This is a genomic window from Mycobacterium gordonae (assembly GCF_002101675.1).
In the GTDB taxonomy this organism is placed as follows: Bacteria; Actinomycetota; Actinomycetes; order Mycobacteriales; family Mycobacteriaceae; genus Mycobacterium; species Mycobacterium gordonae.
Window position 1 is genome coordinate 18561 of sequence record NZ_LQOY01000153.1, and the last position, 15857, is coordinate 34417.

20 protein-coding genes are annotated in these 15857 nt (G+C 67.9%); 15 read left to right on the top strand and 5 right to left on the bottom strand.

Annotated elements, in window-relative coordinates; all coding sequences use genetic code 11:
* The first annotated feature begins 71 nt into the window (after positions 1-71).
* The 12 genes from AWC08_RS21605 to AWC08_RS21660 all read left to right on the top strand — a co-directional run bounded on the left by AWC08_RS21605 (position 72) and on the right by AWC08_RS21660 (position 9722).
* Positions 72-1058, top strand: a complete 987-nt coding sequence (locus tag AWC08_RS21605; protein ID WP_069433322.1) for an alpha/beta fold hydrolase — start codon at positions 72-74, stop codon at positions 1056-1058.
* Between the two features lie 67 nt (positions 1059-1125).
* Positions 1126-1857: a DUF998 domain-containing protein gene (locus AWC08_RS21610; RefSeq protein WP_082986537.1), complete on the top strand. Its 732-nt coding sequence runs from the start codon at positions 1126-1128 to the stop codon at positions 1855-1857.
* On the top strand, positions 1800-2699 hold the full coding sequence (locus AWC08_RS21615; protein ID WP_082986541.1) for an alpha/beta fold hydrolase: 900 nt from the start codon (positions 1800-1802) through the stop codon (positions 2697-2699). The genes AWC08_RS21610 and AWC08_RS21615 overlap by 58 nt, the downstream gene beginning before the upstream one ends.
* Before the next feature lie 129 nt (positions 2700-2828).
* Positions 2829-4025: an SPFH domain-containing protein gene (locus AWC08_RS21620; RefSeq protein ID WP_232007819.1), complete on the top strand. Its 1197-nt coding sequence runs from the start codon at positions 2829-2831 to the stop codon at positions 4023-4025.
* Positions 4022-5467 (top strand): hypothetical protein, encoded by a 1446-nt coding sequence (locus AWC08_RS21625; RefSeq protein ID WP_232007820.1) that lies wholly within the window; start codon positions 4022-4024, stop codon positions 5465-5467. Before AWC08_RS21620 ends, AWC08_RS21625 begins: the two co-directional genes overlap by 4 nt.
* Positions 5468-5470: 3 nt before the next feature.
* Positions 5471-5977 carry a hypothetical protein gene (locus AWC08_RS21630; RefSeq protein WP_069433325.1) on the top strand — a complete coding sequence of 169 codons (507 nt, stop codon included), beginning with the start codon at positions 5471-5473 and terminating at the stop codon, positions 5975-5977.
* Positions 5978-6142: 165 nt separating this feature from the next.
* The gene (locus AWC08_RS21635) at positions 6143-6496 is read left to right on the top strand and encodes a VOC family protein (protein WP_069433326.1); all 354 of its coding nucleotides are present in this window, start codon (positions 6143-6145) and stop codon (positions 6494-6496) included.
* A gap of 30 nt (positions 6497-6526) precedes the next feature.
* The gene (locus AWC08_RS21640; protein WP_069433327.1) at positions 6527-7141 is read left to right on the top strand and encodes a dihydrofolate reductase family protein; all 615 of its coding nucleotides are present in this window, start codon (positions 6527-6529) and stop codon (positions 7139-7141) included.
* Between the two features lie 55 nt (positions 7142-7196).
* Complete coding sequence (locus AWC08_RS21645) at positions 7197-7913, top strand: thioesterase II family protein (protein ID WP_142283719.1); 717 nt, start codon at positions 7197-7199, stop codon at positions 7911-7913.
* 51 nt (positions 7914-7964) lie between these two features.
* Positions 7965-8492: a M15 family metallopeptidase gene (locus tag AWC08_RS21650; protein WP_069433328.1), complete on the top strand. Its 528-nt coding sequence runs from the start codon at positions 7965-7967 to the stop codon at positions 8490-8492.
* 7 nt (positions 8493-8499) lie between these two features.
* Positions 8500-9282, top strand: a complete 783-nt coding sequence (locus tag AWC08_RS21655) for an alpha/beta hydrolase (protein WP_232007821.1) — start codon at positions 8500-8502, stop codon at positions 9280-9282.
* A 104-nt stretch (positions 9283-9386) separates the two neighbouring features.
* Complete coding sequence (locus AWC08_RS21660; protein WP_065135623.1) at positions 9387-9722, top strand: DUF732 domain-containing protein; 336 nt, start codon at positions 9387-9389, stop codon at positions 9720-9722.
* 59 nt (positions 9723-9781) lie between these two features.
* Here AWC08_RS21660 and AWC08_RS21665 read toward each other — a convergent pair whose 3' ends face one another.
* Genes AWC08_RS21665 through AWC08_RS21675 form a run of 3 tightly spaced genes read right to left on the bottom strand, consistent with a single transcriptional unit; the run spans position 9782 to position 11375 of the window.
* Positions 9782-10270: an Rv2253 family sensor-like surface protein gene (locus AWC08_RS21665; RefSeq protein WP_142283720.1), complete on the bottom strand. Its 489-nt coding sequence runs from the start codon at positions 10268-10270 to the stop codon at positions 9782-9784.
* Positions 10271-10328: 58 nt separating this feature from the next.
* Entirely contained in the window at positions 10329-10859 is a 531-nt protein-coding gene (locus AWC08_RS21670) for a pyridoxamine 5'-phosphate oxidase family protein (RefSeq protein WP_069433330.1), read from the bottom strand.
* A gap of 30 nt (positions 10860-10889) precedes the next feature.
* Positions 10890-11375 (bottom strand): NUDIX domain-containing protein, encoded by a 486-nt coding sequence (locus AWC08_RS21675; RefSeq protein WP_065135658.1) that lies wholly within the window; start codon positions 11373-11375, stop codon positions 10890-10892.
* 251 nt (positions 11376-11626) lie between these two features.
* Here AWC08_RS21675 and AWC08_RS21680 point away from each other — a divergent pair, with 251 nt between their 5' ends.
* On the top strand, positions 11627-13363 hold the full coding sequence (locus AWC08_RS21680; protein ID WP_065135659.1) for an NAD-binding protein: 1737 nt from the start codon (positions 11627-11629) through the stop codon (positions 13361-13363).
* Here the strand turns inward: AWC08_RS21680 and AWC08_RS21685 are convergent, their stop codons facing one another.
* Positions 13364-14242: an LLM class flavin-dependent oxidoreductase gene (locus tag AWC08_RS21685; protein ID WP_069433332.1), complete on the bottom strand. Its 879-nt coding sequence runs from the start codon at positions 14240-14242 to the stop codon at positions 13364-13366.
* A 38-nt stretch (positions 14243-14280) separates the two neighbouring features.
* Between AWC08_RS21685 and AWC08_RS21690 the strand changes: the two genes are divergently transcribed.
* Positions 14281-14694 carry a VOC family protein gene (locus tag AWC08_RS21690; protein ID WP_069433333.1) on the top strand — a complete coding sequence of 138 codons (414 nt, stop codon included), beginning with the start codon at positions 14281-14283 and terminating at the stop codon, positions 14692-14694.
* Between the two features lie 278 nt (positions 14695-14972).
* Positions 14973-15359 carry a VOC family protein gene (locus AWC08_RS21695; protein WP_069433334.1) on the top strand — a complete coding sequence of 129 codons (387 nt, stop codon included), beginning with the start codon at positions 14973-14975 and terminating at the stop codon, positions 15357-15359.
* Here the strand turns inward: AWC08_RS21695 and AWC08_RS21700 are convergent.
* Entirely contained in the window at positions 15356-15838 is a 483-nt protein-coding gene (locus tag AWC08_RS21700; RefSeq protein ID WP_065135629.1) for an Rrf2 family transcriptional regulator, read from the bottom strand. The two genes, AWC08_RS21695 and AWC08_RS21700, sit on opposite strands and share 4 nt — an antisense overlap.
* Between the last annotated feature and the right edge of the window lie 19 nt (positions 15839-15857).

Sequence of the window (15857 nt, forward strand, 5' to 3'; positions counted from 1 at the left end):
AGAACTCCCCTGCAAGCTTCTCCGCAATACCCCGCTTCGGCGGAGGAGACGCACACAGAGGGAGCGAGATCATGACGAACCGTTCACGCCGCCACCTACGGCCGGTACGGGATGTCGCCGCGCCGAGGCTACAGTTCCGCACCATCCACGGCCACCGCCGCGCATTCCGGATAGCCGGCTCGGGGCCGGTCGTCGTGCTGCTGCACGGCGTCGGCGACAGCTCAACGACGTGGGAACCGGTGCACGCCAAGCTTGCCCAACGATTCACCGTCATCGCCCCGGACATGCTGGGCCACGGCGAATCGGACAAGCCGCGCGCCGACTACTCACTGGCCGCCTTCGCCAACGGGCTACGCGACCTGCTGACCGCCCTGGAAATCGACCGGGTCACTCTGGTCGGGCACTCCCTGGGAGGCGGTCTGGCAGCCCAATTCGCCTATCAGTACCCACAATTCGTGGAGCGCGTGGTGCTGGTGAGCGCGGGCGGCGTCACCAAGGAGGTGAGCGCGGCGCTGCGCTTCGCGGCGATGCCGATGGGCGCCGAGATGCTCGCCGCACTGCGGCTGCCCGGCGCGGTCCCCGCCCTGGGCCTGGTCAGTCGTGCCGTCGGGCACGCCGTGGGGTCCACCCGACTCACCCGCGACGTCGCCAGCCTGCCGCGTCTGGTGGGCGGGTTGCGCAAGCCCGGCGCGGTGGAAGCATTCGCGCGCACCCTGCGCGCGGTCGTCGACACCCGCGGCCAGTTCGTCACCATGCTGGACCGTACCTACCTGATGCACGACCTCCCCGTGCAGATCATCTGGGGCGAGGACGACCTGATCATCCCGGCGAGTCACGCCCGGGTGGCACACGAACAGATCCCCGGCTCGCGCCTGGAGATCTTCGAGGAGTCCGGGCACATGCCACACGGCGATCACCCGGACCGCTTCGTCGAGGTCGTGCAGCGGTTCATCGATTCGACCGCGCCGTACGAACACCACCCGGAGCTGATGCGCAAGGCACTGCAGACCGGTGTCCGTCAGTACACGTCCGTCGAAGCCGAATCGGACCTCGCGTAGCGACCCTCGGCACGCCCGAGGTTTTCGAAGACCCACCACGGCGCCGCCGGCACGGCATGATGGCCTCATGGCAGTGCGGCCACGCTCAGTCCTGGCACTCGACCTCAGTCACGAGGGGTCGTCGGTGCTGCGATGGGTCGCCGTCGCCGGCGCCGTGGCCGGTGCCGTGCTGTATTCCAACTGGCTTCTCGAGAACTACTTCACCCGCTCGTTGCTGCCGGATCCCGACATGTACATCAGCGAGCTCTCCGCGGCGGACCAACCGTACGGCGAGTGGTTTCGCGCGTGCGACCGGGCCTGCGCAGTCGTCCTGCTGATCGCGACCGTCGCCGCGCTGATCGGCGTCCGCGGCGGCCGGTGGAGCAAGGCGGGCTGGGGAGCGCTCGGGGTTTTCGCCATCGCGACGGGCCTGGACAGCACGGTCTGGACGCTGGTGTGCGCGCCGAGCTCCAACGCCGCCTGCGCGGCCCGAGAGGCTTCGGGCATCGTGCCGCTGAGCCACCAGCTGCACTGGCTGAGCAGCGGGATGGCGCTGGCCGCCGCGATCGCGTCGTTGTTGGCGTTCGCCATCGCCGATTTCTACGAAGGTTCCGCGCCGCCGATCCGGCGCACGGGACTGCTCACGTTGGCGGCACTGGTGGGAACCGCGATCTGGACCGGTGTGGCGATCCTCATCGACCACACTGACGTCGTCGGCATGGTCGGCGTCGCGCAACGAGCGGAGCTGGTGGCGTTCGCCGCATGGCTGATCTACGCCGCCCTGCGCACCGCCCGGGCGCCAAGCGCAAGCGGCCCGTGAGTCACCGCGCCGCAGTCGAGGTCGGCGGTTATCGAGTGCGCATCCTCGTCGACGGCGGCACCGGCCCCCTGGTGATGTTGTGCAGCGGCCTGGGCGGCCGCGCGCTGCACTGGAGCGACACGGTGGCCGAGCTGGCCCACGACCACATCGTGGTGCGGTTCGACCGGCCCGGTACGCCGGTGACCCGCGCCCCAGGCCCTCGCACGGTACGACAAGAAGCCGAGCGGATCGCGGCCGTCCTCGATGCCGTGCGAGGTGCCGATGATGCTGTGCTGGTGGGGCATTCGGTCGGCGGCTTCTACGCCGAAGCGTTTGCGCGGCTGTATCCGCGCCGCACCCGTGCCTTGCTGCTGCTGGATTCCAGCATCGCCTCCGACCGGCGGCGCCTCGCATTGCCGTTGCACGCCAAGGTCGCCGCCGCGGAGGCGACCGCCACGCTGCTGCGCCGCCTGCACCTGCAAGAACCCGTGGCCCGCGCCGGCCTGACACTGGCCCAACGACGCCGCCCCGAAGGGCTCGACGCGCCCATGTGTGCCGAAATACGCGGCGCGGCAAGCGAATCCGGATTCGTTACCGCACTGCTCACCGAATACGTCGGATACCACGAGCTCGCGGCGGAGTTGTGCCGGCTGCGAGCCGGTCATCCGCTGCCACCGGTTCGCCGCATGGTGGCGACGGCTCACACGGGTTGGCGCAGCCGGCGCTGGCGCGCCCAGCAGATCCGGCTGGCCGAGACCCTCGGCGCCGAACACGTCACCATCACCCCCGCCGGGCACCTGGTGATGATCGAGCAGCCGGGTCGCACCGCTGACCTCATCCGCACCGTCGCCGGCGCGGCCTAGCCCGGGCGTTCCAAGAATCCTCCAAGAACTCTCCTGGATTCTTGGGCCCGATGCCCGCTTCGGCGGAGCAAGGCTTTGCCGTAACTGCCAGCTGATCAACCGCGTCGCCGCGTAAGATTCGCCGAGAAATTGAACGCCGAGGAGGGGACCACCACCATGGGCATGCGCGACATGATCCGGGGCGAGTTCGTCGACATCATCGAATGGCTCGACGACACGAACACCACCCTGGCATGGCGATTCCCACGGTATGACAACGAGATCAAGAACGGTGCCCAGCTGATCGTCCGGGAGGGACAGCGGGCCATGTTCGTCTACCGCGGGCAGCTGGCCGATCAGTTCACCCCCGGCCACTACACCCTCACCAGTGAGAACATGCCGATTCTGGGCACCCTGCAGGGTTGGAAATATGGGTTCAACAGCCCGTTCCGTTCCGAGGTCTACTACGTCAACACCCGCCCCTATCCCGACTTGCGCTGGGGCACACCGCAACCCGTGACGGTGCGGGATCCGGACTTCAAGATGGTGCAGGTGCGGGCCAACGGCACCACCGTCGTGCGGGTCACCGACCCCACCGTCTTCCTGCGCCAGGTACTCGGCACCCAGAGCGTGGTCGACATGGACCAGATCACCGAGTTGATCCGCCGCAACATCGCGCTGGCGTTCAACGACATGGTGATGGGCAGCGGCCTGGGCGCGATCGACCTGCAGGGCCGCCAGGTGGAGTTGTCGGACAAGCTGCGGGAGTTCGTCGCCCAACGGGTGCAGGCGTTCGGCCTGGGGATCGACGCGGTCACCATGACGATCTCGCTGCCGGAGGAAATCCAGCAGGCGATGACCCGCGGTGTCGCGCGCGGCCTGGAAGAAAGCGGTTTCCTGAACAACGTCGGCGATCTCAACCGCTACGAGCAGGCCCGGCGGGCCGACGCGATGCTGGCCGCGGCCCAGAACGAAGGCGGCGGCGCCGCCGGCTCAGCCATCCAGGCCGGACTCGGGGTCGCGCTGGGCGCCCAGATGGCAAATGCGGTCCAGCCGCAAGCCCAGCCGCAACAATTCGCGGCCACCCAGCAGCCGATGCAGGGTGCACCCCCGCCGCTGCCGACTCAGCAGCTGTTCCACTTCGACCAGGGCGGTCAGCCGGCCGGCCCCTACCCCGTCAGCGCGCTGCGGCCCTTCGTCTCCAGCGGTCAGTTGACCCGCGACACCGTGGTGTGGACCGAGGGCATGGCGAACTGGGCCCCGGCATCGAGCGTGCCGGCCCTGCAATCGTTGTTCAGCACACCGCCTCCGCTGCCCGGCACGCCGCCACCCCTTCCGCAGCAATGAGTTACGACCCCGGCGACCTCGCGCACGGCCACCGTCCGCCGCAGCCGCCGCCGTTGCCACGCCCTCCGAGCGGACCGCCGCCGCTGCCGCCGCGGCAAGCTGGGCCGCCGCCGCTTCCGCCGCGACCCGCAGGCCCCCCGCCATTGCCCCGGCCGCAGGCCGGCCCGCCGCCGTTGCCGCGACAGCAGGCCGGGCCGCCGCCGTTGCCGCCACGGCAGGCCCCGCCAGCCCAGGCGACCCCGCCTCCCATGCAGCCGTTCGCCGGACCTCCGGCCGGCGCCGCGATGTTCCACCAGACCGAGCAGACCCGCACCTACCCGTGCGCGTCCTGCGGCGGCCAGCTCAACTTCGACATCGCCAGCCAGAAGCTGCGCTGCCCCAACTGCGGCAACTACTACGACGTCACCGCGCCCAACACTGCGGTCAGATCACGGGAATTGCGCACCGCGATGCACCAGCTGCGGGAGATTCAGCGTGGCCAGGCGGGGCCCAACGTTTCCGGAATGCGTGAGGTCAAGTGTCAGAACTGCGGCGGAACAACCGAATTCGCCGGCAGCCTGACGGCGACCAAGTGCCCCTATTGCGCGACGCCGATCCAACGTGACGATGTGCACAATGCACCGGCGCGGCTGCCGGTAGACGGTGTGGTGCCGTTCCGCATCGATGAGAAGCAGGCCCGCCAGCTCATCGAAAAGTGGGTCACCAAGCGATGGTTCGCGCCCACCGACTTCAAGAAGTACCGCGAGATCGGCGCCTTCTCCAGCCTGTACACGGCGTATTTCACCTATGACGCCAACACCGACACCTGGTACGACGGCGAGCGCGGCGTGGACTACCAAGAGCGGGTCGGCACCGACAGTGACGGCGACCCGATTTATGAAACCCGGACTTCGTGGTATCGCGTCTCCGGTCAGGTCAACAACGTCTTCGCCGACCTGCCGGTACTGGCCAATGACAGCGAGAACCTCAACCGCAAGCGAATCAAGCAGCTCGAGCCGTGGCCGGTCGAGCAGGCGCGGGCCTACTCACCGGAGTTCGTCGCCGGGCACCTGTGCCGCACCTACGACAAAGACGCCGAACAGGCGCTGCCCGAGGCGAAGCAGGAGATGGAGCAGACCGTCGAGCGCACGGTCCGATCCGACATCGGCGGTGACCGGCAGCGGATCCACCAACTGCGCACCACCTGGAATTACCTGGGCTTCAAGCACATTCTGTTGCCGATCTGGCTGCTGACGGTCATGTACAGCAACCGCCCCTTTCAGGTCGCCATCAACGGGCTCACCGGTGAGGTTGCCGGCGATCGCCCGTGGAGCAGGGTCAAGCTGGCGATCGCCATCACGTGTGCGGTTCTGGTCGTGATCCTGGTGATCGCGATCTGGATGTATTTCCGTGCCCACGGCCATCATTCGAGCAGAACGCCCAGTCGCGTGCACAGGAGGTAGTCGATGGACATCGTCGTCGCGGTGATCCTGATCTTGACGCTCATTGTGGCTGCGGCAGTGGCGGTGGTGGCGGTCGTCAATCGCCGCCAGCAACGGGCGCTCACCGACGCCAACCAGCTGCTCCCCGGCCGGCCCACCCGCGCGCCCCGGTCGTGGGCGGTGTCCCACGATCCCGAAGCCCGACTGCACCGCCGACTGCGTGACGCGATGAAAGCCCTGTACGCCGTCAACGCCGTCGACACCGGGACGACGATCGTGCTGCGCGCCGACCTGGAACAGACAGCGCTCGATCTCGACGACCATCTCGTCGCGGTCGCTCAGCTAGCACCCAACCACCGGGGCGAGTTGCTCGCCACGATCACCACGACCGTCGAGTCCATCGAAGCTGCGGTGGCCCGTTATGCCACCGCCGCCACGATGCCCGACGCCACCACCCTCGAGTCCGACCTTGCGACCGTGCAGCGCCACCTCGACGTGACCCGGGAAGTGCAGCGCAGGCTCACCGCCTGACGGTCCGCAGCACGGGCGTCACCGGCTCACCGCTATGCGGGTAACTGTCCAGGTTGCGGATCGCCAGCAGTGCCTCGATTTCCGCACCGTCGCCCAGCCATCTTCTCGTACCTTCCTGGCCGGCCGGATTACGCTTAGCTGCCGAATGATCCGCGGGAGGTCGCTGTGAGCACGCAGGAAGTACGGATGATCGTGTTGTCGACGGACGATCTGGACGAATCGATCCGCTTCTATTCCGAGACCCTCGGAATGGCGGTGAAGTTCCGCGACGGAGACCACTTCGCGGCCCTAGACGGCGGGTCGATCACGCTCGCGCTGGCAACCGCGGTCGACCACCCCATCCCCGGCCAGGTCGTCGTCGGCATCAAGACCTCGGACGTCGACGCCGCGGCCAAGGCCATCGAGACCAGCGGCGGCGGGATGGTGCGGGCGCCCTATGACGATGCGCACGAGCGCCGCGCGGTGGTCTATGACAACAAGGGCAACGGTCTGGTCTTCTACAGCCCACTGAACCGGTGAGTTTGACCGGCGGCGCCGGTCTGCCTTGGGGTGAACAGAACCAATCTCTCGATGTCGATCTCCGCCGACGGTTATGTAGCCGGCCCCGATCAATCCAGGGAGCACCCTCTTGGCCGTGGCGGTGACCAGCTGCACGGGTGGCACTTGGGCGCCGGCCGAGATCATCCGGTCAACCGGCAGGTGATGTCGGAAATGCTCGACGGTATGGGGGCGACGATCATGGGCCGCAACATGTTCGGCCCGATCCGCGGGGAGTGGGGCGACTCCGACTGGGCGGGCTGGTGGGGCGATGTCCCGCCGTACCACTGCCCGGTCTTCGTCTTGACGCACTACCCGCATGAGCCGATCGAGCTGCAGGGCGGAACGACTTTTCACTTCGTCACCGACGGAATCGAATCGGCCCATCGGCAAGCCCGCGAGGCCGCCGGTGACCGTCCCATTTCCATCGCGGGCGGTGCCTCGTGCGCCCGGCAGGCGATCCGGGCCGGTCTGGTCGACGAGATCGACCTCCAAGTGAACCCGGTGATACTCGGCGCCGGTGAGCGCCTCTTCGACGGTGTGCCCGCCGGTGACCCCAGCCTGGAAATGGTCCGCGTGCTCGAAGCGCCCGGCGTCGCGCATCTGCGCTACCGCGTCATCCGGTAGGCCACAAGAACCGGGCAAGGATCCACCAAGAATCCTTCAAGTCGCATCCGTGATCGTGAGCTTCATCAGCCACGAGAAGAAGGCGACGACCATGAGGATGTTCTGTTTCCACCACGCCGGCGGCGGCAGCCTGACATTCAAAGCCTGGCAGAGGGCCCTCGCCCCCGCGGTCGAGGTGATTCCCGTCGAGATCGCCAACCGTGAGCGGTTCAGCACGATGCGCGATCTCGTCGACGAGGTCAACGAGCAACTGCGCCCCTACCTCGACGAGCCGCACATGTTCTTCGGCCACAGCTTCGGCGCGCTGCTCGCCTACCGGCTGGCGTCGGTGCGGGCGGCCGCCGGCGCCACGCTGCCCCGCGCGGTGTTCCTGTCCGCGTACGCCCCGCCGCACCTGCCCCCACCGCTGCACCTGGTGGACGGGCTGGACGACGAGCAACTGGTGACCTTGTTCTCCGACCTGGGCGGCTGGCCTACGGGCCTGACCCGCTGGCCGACGCTGCACGAACGGGCCGTCAGCACGACCCGGCACGACCTGCGGCTGTGCGCGACCGACCGGGAGGAGAACACCGCGGAACTGCCCTGCCCGATCCACGTGTTCGGCGGCAGCGAAGACCCGCTGGTCAGCGAGTCCGACCTGCGGGAATGGCGCTCGCGCACGACCGCTGACTTCTCGGTGCAGATCCTGCGTGGCGGTCACTTCTATCTGCGGGACCGCCAGCCGCTCTTCGAGACGCTCAAGCCGCTGGTCTCGACCGTCCTGGCCGCGTGAAGGGCCGGTTCGGCTTGACGCGTGTGGCCGGACTCGCCAAGGTACAAGGCGATGATTCGGAAATGGTTCTGGGCGGCGGCGGCTGCTCTTATGCTGGCCGCGGTCGCTCCTGTGGTGCCGGCCACTGCTGCACCGGGCGACGACACCGCGGGTGGCTGGGTGCCCGACGGCCAAGAGTTGAGCACCTTCGACCTCGCCGACCCCGCAGTCAACCGACTCACCCCGGCGCTGCTGCAGGCGATTCAGCGGGCCGCCGGCGGCGCCAAGGCCGACGGCATCACCCTGGGCCTCACGTCGGGATGGCGCTCACCGGAATTTCAGCAGCAGCTGTTCAATGACGCCGTCGCCCGCTACGGCAGCGCCGCGATCGCCAGCGAATACGTCGCCTCGCCCGAGACCTCCAAGCACGTCATCGGCCGCGCCGTCGACGTCGGCCCCACCGACGCCGACACCTGGCTCATCCGCAACGGCTCGGCTTATGGGCTGTGCCAGATCTACGCCAACGAGATCTGGCATTTCGAGCTGGCCTCGGACTATGGCGGCGCCTGCCCGCCGCTGCGCCCCAACGCCGCCGGCTGACCCACGCGTGCTGGAAGTCATCGCCAAGGGCGAGCCCACCGAGGAGCACCCGGTGCCGCTCCTGTTCGTCCACGGCGCCTGGCACGCCGCGTGGTGCTGGGACGAACACTTCCTGGATTTCTTCGCGGGCCACGGCTTCCGCGTGATCGCTCCCAGTCTGCGGGGCCACGGCGCGAGCCCCGGCGCGTTGCGCGGGGCGGGGATCCGGGACTACGTCGACGACGTCGCCTCTGTCGCGAAGTCATTGCCGAGGCCGCCGGTAGTGATCGGGCATTCGATGGGCGGCTTCGTGGTTCAGCACTACCTGCAGCGGCACACCGCCGCCGCGGCTATCCTGCTGGCTTCCATCCGTCCCAAGGGGGTGCTCCGGGTGACCGGGCGCATCGCCCGTCGTCACCCGGTCCGGTTCTCCAGGGTCAACGCCGAAAGGCGACTGGGACCGCTGGTGGCCACCCCGAAACTGGCCCGGGAACTGTTCTTCTCGCCGGGGATGCCGGCCGAGGAGGTCCATGCTTATCAACGACGCCTGCAGGACGAGTCCTACCGGGCCTTTCTGGACATGCTCGCCCTCGACCTGGTCGACACCCGGCACGTGAAACGCGTGGCCATGCTGGTCCTGGGCGCGGAGCTCGACGCCATCGTCACACCGCGCGAAACCCGAAGTATCGCAGCGGTTTACGGCACCGAGGCGGAGGTTTTCCCGGACCTGGCCCACGACATGATGCTCGAACCGCGATGGCCGGCGGTAGCCGGGCGAATGCTGAGCTGGCTCACGACCCAGAAACTTTGATCACGGGCACATCAAGAATCTTTTGAGAAGTTCACAAGCCGTGCGCATGAGGCTTTGGTTAACGCAAACCAGCGTCCACCACCCTCAGTAACACGGAGACACCAATGTTCACTCGTCGTTTCACCGCTTCCCTGGCCGGCACCACCCTGACCGCCGCCACGCTCGGCCTCGCCGCCCTCGGTCTGGCCGGCACCGCCGGCGCAAGCACGGCCGACGACGCCTTCATCGCCCAGATCAAGGCCGACGGCATCACGCCGCCGAGCAGCGCGCGCGCCATCAGCGAGGCACACGCCGTGTGCAGCGCGCTGGACGCCGGACAGTCCAGCAAGCAGGTCATCGCCGGTGTGGCCCAGCGGACGGGCCTGAGCAGCAGCGGTGCGCATACCTTCGCCGTCGACGCCGCCAGCGCCTACTGCCCGCAGTACGTCACCACCACCTGACCCTCAACCCCGATTCGCCGCCTCACAGATACTGTGGGGCGGCGTTTCACTGCGCGGGGTCACACGCGAAACGCCGCCACCGGCATCTCGACGCTGCCCTGACACGGGCCGCTGGCGATGTCGGTGTGCCAGGTGCCACGCAGTGACCCGTCGGCCTGCGGCGTGTAGAACGCCCACGACTTGGCGGGTGCCCAGACTTTCGAAACCCCCTCTCCCATATAGCAATCCCATTGGAAGTCGAAGCGCTCGACCCACCGGGAACCGTCCCAGTTGTAGTGCGAGGGCACCGAGATCGTCGGGTTGTTGGGCTTGGGACCGTTATTGGCGGTGGCGACGCATGTGGTAGCCGAACATGCCGTCGAGAAGACATAGTCGGCGCTGAAGGTCGCTTCTGATTGGCCGGCGGCCACGCTGGTGCCGGTCTTGTCGGCCGCGTAGCGCACCAGCGAGTACTTGCCATTCCACGACGGGCTCGCCGCGTGCAGGGCAGGCGCGCCGAGCACCGAGGCCGTTGCGGCGAGCACCGCCGAGATCAATCCCAGACGCATCGTGTCCATGCTGTCGCCCCGACGACGCAACACGGTATCGGCGCGGATACGATCCCGCTCAGCTCAATTCGAACTTCGTCGCGCCGAACGGTTCGGCAGTTCCCAGCGCGAAGACCGTGGATAGTCTTACCCGGTAGAGATGCCACGGCGCCGGCCCCGCCGACGGCGCGCTGAACGGCGCGGTGAGCGCGTCGCCGGCCACCTCGGCCGGCCAACCGTCGGCGGCGTATGTCATTGCGACAGCGGATAACTCTTCCTTGTCGGTAACCCGCTCGGCGATTCCTTCAATGACGAGGTCGAAGGGTTCGGTGGCGACGCTGAAGGCGCACCGCGGGTCAGCCGTCAGATTGCGCGACTTGCGGGTGGCCGGTCCGGACGTGAAATACCAGATGCCGTTTACCGATTGCACCCCCACCGCCATCACGTGCGGGCTGCCATCGGGGTTGATGGTGGCCAGCCACGTGGTGTGCCGTTGCGGGCCAACGGTGCCCGGCGCCTGCGGCAACGGGCCGTCCAACACCGCTTTGACACGGCTCCACTCGATCGGCGGTGTCCCGTAGCCGTCGAGGTTGCGCTGTGTGATCGTCATACCAGGACTGACCGCCGCTGGGCCGAAAGTTCATCGACCCCGCAACAGAAACAGGGCGTAGGCCGCAATCGACTGAGCGTCGGCGATCACACCGTCGCGCATCAGCTGCTCGACCTCCTCGCGCGGGAACCAGGCGCTGCGCATGTCCTGCTCCTCGTGCTCGCGGTCCGCGCGCCCCTCGGTGATTCCGGTGGCCAGAAACACCCACCCGCGCTGACTGCTCATCCCGGGGGCGACGTCGAGCTGCCCGAGCGCCTCGAACGACGTTGCCCGCAGCCCGGTTTCCTCCCGCAGCTCGCGCTCGGCGAGCGCGGCGGGTTCCAGGTCAGCCAGATCGGGCGCGGTGCCTTGCGGAAATTCCCAGCGGCGCGCACCGACGGGATACCGAAACTGCTCGACCAGCCTCAATCGTGTTCCGTCGTAGGGTATTACGAGCGCATAGGTGGGCTTGTCCACCACGGCGTAGATGCCGGGGCTGCCGTCGGGCCGGCGGATGTCGTCCTCGCGGAGCACCATCCACGGGTTGCGATAGGCCTCGCGCGACGCGATGGTTTCGATGAAAGGCACCTGGCCAGTATCGGGGTCAGTACCGCGCCGTGGTGCCGCGGCCGTCCCGATAAGGCCCCCTGCCATTGCAGCCGGTGTCGCTCGCGACAAAGATAGGTCCCGAATCGACGCACAAGCGCGTCCTTGCTGGCGTTGTCCGGCGCGGTGACCGATAGTCAGTTCAAGCCGGCCGACGCCCATCTCATCGGGAGTGGGTGTTCATGCGGGACAACTCATGGCGGAGCGGGCGGGACATGGTGCGTCACATCATCGTCAGCGGTGACGATGCGTTGGCAGCGACGATCATCGAGGAACTCAACAAGGTCGGCGCCAATGTCGCGATGCTGACCGGCGACAACCTCGTCGGGGTCGACCTCAGCAATGCCGATGCGGTGGTGTGCGTCGGGGACGACGACGCGAAGAACCTCGAAATCGCTTTGCTCGCACGAAAAGCCAATCCCCATGTGCGGGTGGTCGCCCGGCTGGCCAACGACGTGTTGCGCGAGGCAATGGCCGCCGACAACGGCCCGGGCGCGATTCTGGACGTCGCCGATCTCGCCGCCCCCTCGGTGGTCGAATCGGTTCTGGCCTATACCGCGCACCCTTTCGAGGTAGCCGGCATCCGGTTCGTGGTCTCGAGGTCCGAAGCGCCGCGGGATGCGACCTTGCGCGAAATCTATGGCGACCTGGCGCCGGTCGCGGTGATCGGCGGCAAGGAGTCCCCCGCTCCCGGCGAGGTGGTGGCGTGTCCGGGCCGGGACCTGCAGGTCCGCGCCGGTGATTGGACCGTGATGATCGGCACCGCCGAGGAGGTGACCGCCCGCGGAATGACCGTGCCCCGGCCGGTGCCGAACCGCTCCGGCCGGCCCCGGATGCACCGTGGCATCGATGCCGCGCGCACCTTGCGCGACGAAGTGAACCCGATGTTCTTCCGGGCGCTGGGAGCGGCGCTGGCGTTGCTGGTGGGGTCGACAGTATTGCTGCGCTACGCCTACCAGATGCCCGGCATGAGCTGGATCGACGCGTTGTACTTCACCACCGAAACGATCGCGACGGTCGGCTACGGCGACTTCAACTTCTTCAACCAGCCAATCTGGCTGCGGCTGTACAGCATCATGTTGATGTTCGCCGGCGTCACCACCACCGCGCTGCTGGTGGCCTTCATCGCCGACCTGCTGCTCTCGCGCCGCTTCGTCCGCTCGGCCGGGCGCTCAAGGGTGCGCCACATGCGCAACCACATCATCGTCGTCGGGCTGGGTTCCTTCGGCAGCCGGGTGATCAGCGACCTGACCGCCGCCGGCCGCGACGTCGCCGTCATCGAACTCGACGAAAACAACCGCTACCTGGCGGCGGCGGCCGAACTCGATGTACCGGTGATTTTCGGCGACGCGACACTGCGCCAGACGCTGGAATACGCCGGGATCGAAAAGGCCCGAGCGGTGGCCGTGCTGACCCAGGACGACATGGTCAACATCGAGGTCGGCATCGTCTTGCGGGAGATGTTGGGCGCCCGCCCCCACCGCAAGCTGCACCGCAAGGACGTGCCGTTGGTGCTGCGGGTGTACGACCGGTCGCTGGGTTCGGCGGTGGCCCAGCGATTCGGGTTCGACAACGTGCGCTCGACGGTAGATCTGGCGGCGCCCTGGTTCATCGGCGCCGCGATGGGACTTCAGGTGCTGGGGACGTTCTCCGTCGGGCAACGCTCTTTCATGGTCGGCGGGATGTGCGTCGCGTCGGGCAGCGAGCTCGACGGCAAGCCCATGCACGAGCTGTCCACCCAAGTCCGTGTCATCGCGATCACCGGTCCCGACGGGCAGGTCAAGCTGCACCCGCGCCGCGACGCGCGATTGGAGGGCGGCGACACGGTTTACCTGGTGGGCCCGTACCGCGAACTGCTGGCCACCCTGCGCAAGGGACAGCCGTCGGACCAGTCGGTGGACAGCATGCGGGCCGGCTGACTACAACGCGGCGACGACGTCAGCGGCCCGGCGCAGCTGCTCGATGTCGGAACTGGTGGGGATGAGTTGCACTTCATGGGTTCCGATGTCGGCGAACCTCTTCAAGACCGCCACCAGTTCATCCTCGGTGCCCGCCCATCCGGTCATCGGCGCCATGGCGTCGACATACTCGGCCGGGATCCAGTTCATGTACCGCCGCAAGTGCCGGTGCACCTGGCCGCGGGCGTCATCAGCCGGGCCGAACGCGAACCAGAACGACGTTGCCAGGTGCGGCTCCGGTTTGCCGGCCTCTGCCCAGGCGGTGCGCGCCACGTCGAACAGCTCGTTCTGCTTGGCGACATCGAGGTCCAAGGTGGTTCCGGCCATTCCCCCGGCCCAGGCGGCGGCGCTACGGACGGTTTTGGGTCCGATCGTGCCGACATGCAGTGGCGGGCCACCTTGCTGGACCGGCGAGGGCCCCACCGGCCGCACCGAATCCGTGGTCTTCTCCCCGGCCCACACGCGCTTCATGACCGCGACGCGTTCGGCCATGCCGCGGATGGTCTGCGTCTTCGGGTCGGCGCCCACGGCGTTGTAGTCCTCATGGCGTCCCCCGACCCCGATTCCTACGGTGAGCCGCCCGCCGCTGAGCATGTCACCGGTGGCCAGGCCCTTGGCCAGCATCACCGGGTCGTGCAGCTGCGGCACGATCACCGTCGTCACCAGCCGCACCCGCTGCGTCCACGCTGAGATGGCGCCCAGCAGTGTCAGGCTGTCGGGGTTGTCGAAGGCGATGCGCTCGCCCCAGCACAGTGACGAGAACGGGCCCTCGTCGATCGCCTGCGCCCATTGGCGCAGCAGCGCCGCGTCCAGGTCGGGCTCCATCACGGGCATGGTCATACCTATCTGCACACAAGTGATTCTGGCAGCATGGGCGGATGGCATTAACGAGCACGTCAATCGCCCACGTCCGGCTCACCGTCACCGACATCGAGCGGTCGCGGCGGTTCTACGAGAGCGTGTTCGACTGGCCGGTGCTCATCGAGGCGCCGGAGAACGCCGACGAGGCGACGCGGCGCCGGCTGGGCTTTCTGTTCGGCGGCGTCATCTACGACATGGGTGGCGCGCTGCTCGGGTTGCGGCCGGTGGCCGATGATCGCTTCGACGAGAACCGGTGCGGCCTGGACCACATCGCGTTCCGGCTCTCGAGTAAGCCTGAATTGGACTCTGCGGCAGACCATTTGGACGAGTTGGGGATCGCCCACGAGCCGGTCAAGGACATCGGGCCGTCCTACATTTTGGAGTTCCGCGACCCGGACAACATTGCTTTGGAGCTCACTGCCCCGAAGTAGGTCCTTGGGTGTGCGCGGCGTTGCCGGTGGCGCGAGGGTCCGCAAATGTACGGCCGCGACGGCGTGTCGGTGGCAACACGCGGGCGCTCGCCACAGGCCGGGGGCCGGCCGTGGCGCGAGGGTCCGCAAATGCACGGCCGCGAGGGCGTGTCGGTGGCAACACGCGGGCGCTCGCCACAGGCCGGGGGCCGGCGGTGGCGCGAGGGTCCGCAAATGCACGGCCGCGGCGGCGTGTCAGTGGCAACACGCGGGCGCTCGCCACAGAGAGAGGATGAACTATGAGTATCAGCTTCAACCACACCATCGTCGCGTCCCGCGACAAGCGGGAGTCCGCGGAGTTCCTGAGCGAATTGTTCGGCCTGCCCAGCCCTACGCCGTTCGGCCCGTTTCTGGTCGTGGCGCTCGACCACGGCGCCAGCCTCGACTACGCCGACACGCCCGACGGCGAACAGATCCGTCCACAGCACTACGCGTTCCTGGTCTCCGAAGCGGAGTTCGACGCCATCTACGGCAAGATCACGGCCCGGGGCCTCAACCACTGGGCGGACCCGCGCGCCCAGCGACCCGGCGAAATCAACACCCGCGACGGCGGCCGCGGCGTCTACTTCCGCGACCCGTCCGGCCACGCGATGGAGATTCTCACCCGGCCCTATGGCTCGGTCTAACCGCGGGGCGCCCCGGGCCGGCGGCTGCTCTCCTGGTCGCGGTAGTCGTCGGCCATTTGCGCGACATGCTCGGGCAGGGTGCCGTTGGCGACATCAGCCACGGTCGTTTCCTCCAGCACCGACCGCATGCTGGCGCGCAAAGCCCGCCACACGTCGGTCAGTGCGACGGTCGGGCCGGAATAGGGCAGATCACCCAGCCCGATGTCGCGGACGCTGGCCAGTGGCCCGTCGATGCACCGCAGCACATCGGCGATGCTGATCTCGGTTCCGGGACGGGCGAGTTCGTAGCCTCCCTCGCGTCCCCGGTGACTGCGCACCAGGCGGTCGGTGCGCAGATTGGTCAGGATGTCGACCAGAAACTGCGGCGGGATGCCCTGGGCCTGGGCCAGCTCGTCGGTCTTGACCAGGGTGCCGCTGGGTACCGTCGCGAGCTGGACCATCGCCCGCACGGCGTATTCCGCCTTGGCCGACATCCGCATGACCAGGATTGTGCCAGCC

Bases quoted from the DNA above. Each gene is read 5' to 3' on its own strand.
- AWC08_RS21650 (WP_069433328.1), top strand. From the start codon at position 7,965: ATGATTCGGAAATGGTTCTGGGCGGCGGCGGCTGCTCTTATGCTGGCC.
- AWC08_RS21695 (WP_069433334.1), top strand. From the start codon at position 14,973: ATGAGTATCAGCTTCAACCACACCATCGTCGCGTCCCGCGACAAGCGG.
- AWC08_RS21625 (WP_232007820.1), top strand. From the start codon at position 4,022: ATGAGTTACGACCCCGGCGACCTCGCGCACGGCCACCGTCCGCCGCAG.
- AWC08_RS21660 (WP_065135623.1), top strand. From the start codon at position 9,387: ATGTTCACTCGTCGTTTCACCGCTTCCCTGGCCGGCACCACCCTGACC.
- AWC08_RS21665 (WP_142283720.1), bottom strand. From the start codon at position 10,270: ATGCGTCTGGGATTGATCTCGGCGGTGCTCGCCGCAACGGCCTCGGTG.
- AWC08_RS21610 (WP_082986537.1), top strand. From the start codon at position 1,126: ATGGCAGTGCGGCCACGCTCAGTCCTGGCACTCGACCTCAGTCACGAG.
- AWC08_RS21670 (WP_069433330.1), bottom strand. From the start codon at position 10,859: ATGACGATCACACAGCGCAACCTCGACGGCTACGGGACACCGCCGATC.
- AWC08_RS21630 (WP_069433325.1), top strand. From the start codon at position 5,471: ATGGACATCGTCGTCGCGGTGATCCTGATCTTGACGCTCATTGTGGCT.
- AWC08_RS21690 (WP_069433333.1), top strand. From the start codon at position 14,281: ATGGCATTAACGAGCACGTCAATCGCCCACGTCCGGCTCACCGTCACC.
- AWC08_RS21605 (WP_069433322.1), top strand. From the start codon at position 72: ATGACGAACCGTTCACGCCGCCACCTACGGCCGGTACGGGATGTCGCC.
- AWC08_RS21615 (WP_082986541.1), top strand. From the start codon at position 1,800: ATGGCTGATCTACGCCGCCCTGCGCACCGCCCGGGCGCCAAGCGCAAG.
- AWC08_RS21685 (WP_069433332.1), bottom strand. From the start codon at position 14,242: ATGACCATGCCCGTGATGGAGCCCGACCTGGACGCGGCGCTGCTGCGC.
- AWC08_RS21675 (WP_065135658.1), bottom strand. From the start codon at position 11,375: ATGGTGCTCCGCGAGGACGACATCCGCCGGCCCGACGGCAGCCCCGGC.
- AWC08_RS21680 (WP_065135659.1), top strand. From the start codon at position 11,627: ATGCGGGACAACTCATGGCGGAGCGGGCGGGACATGGTGCGTCACATC.
- AWC08_RS21700 (WP_065135629.1), bottom strand. From the start codon at position 15,838: ATGCGGATGTCGGCCAAGGCGGAATACGCCGTGCGGGCGATGGTCCAG.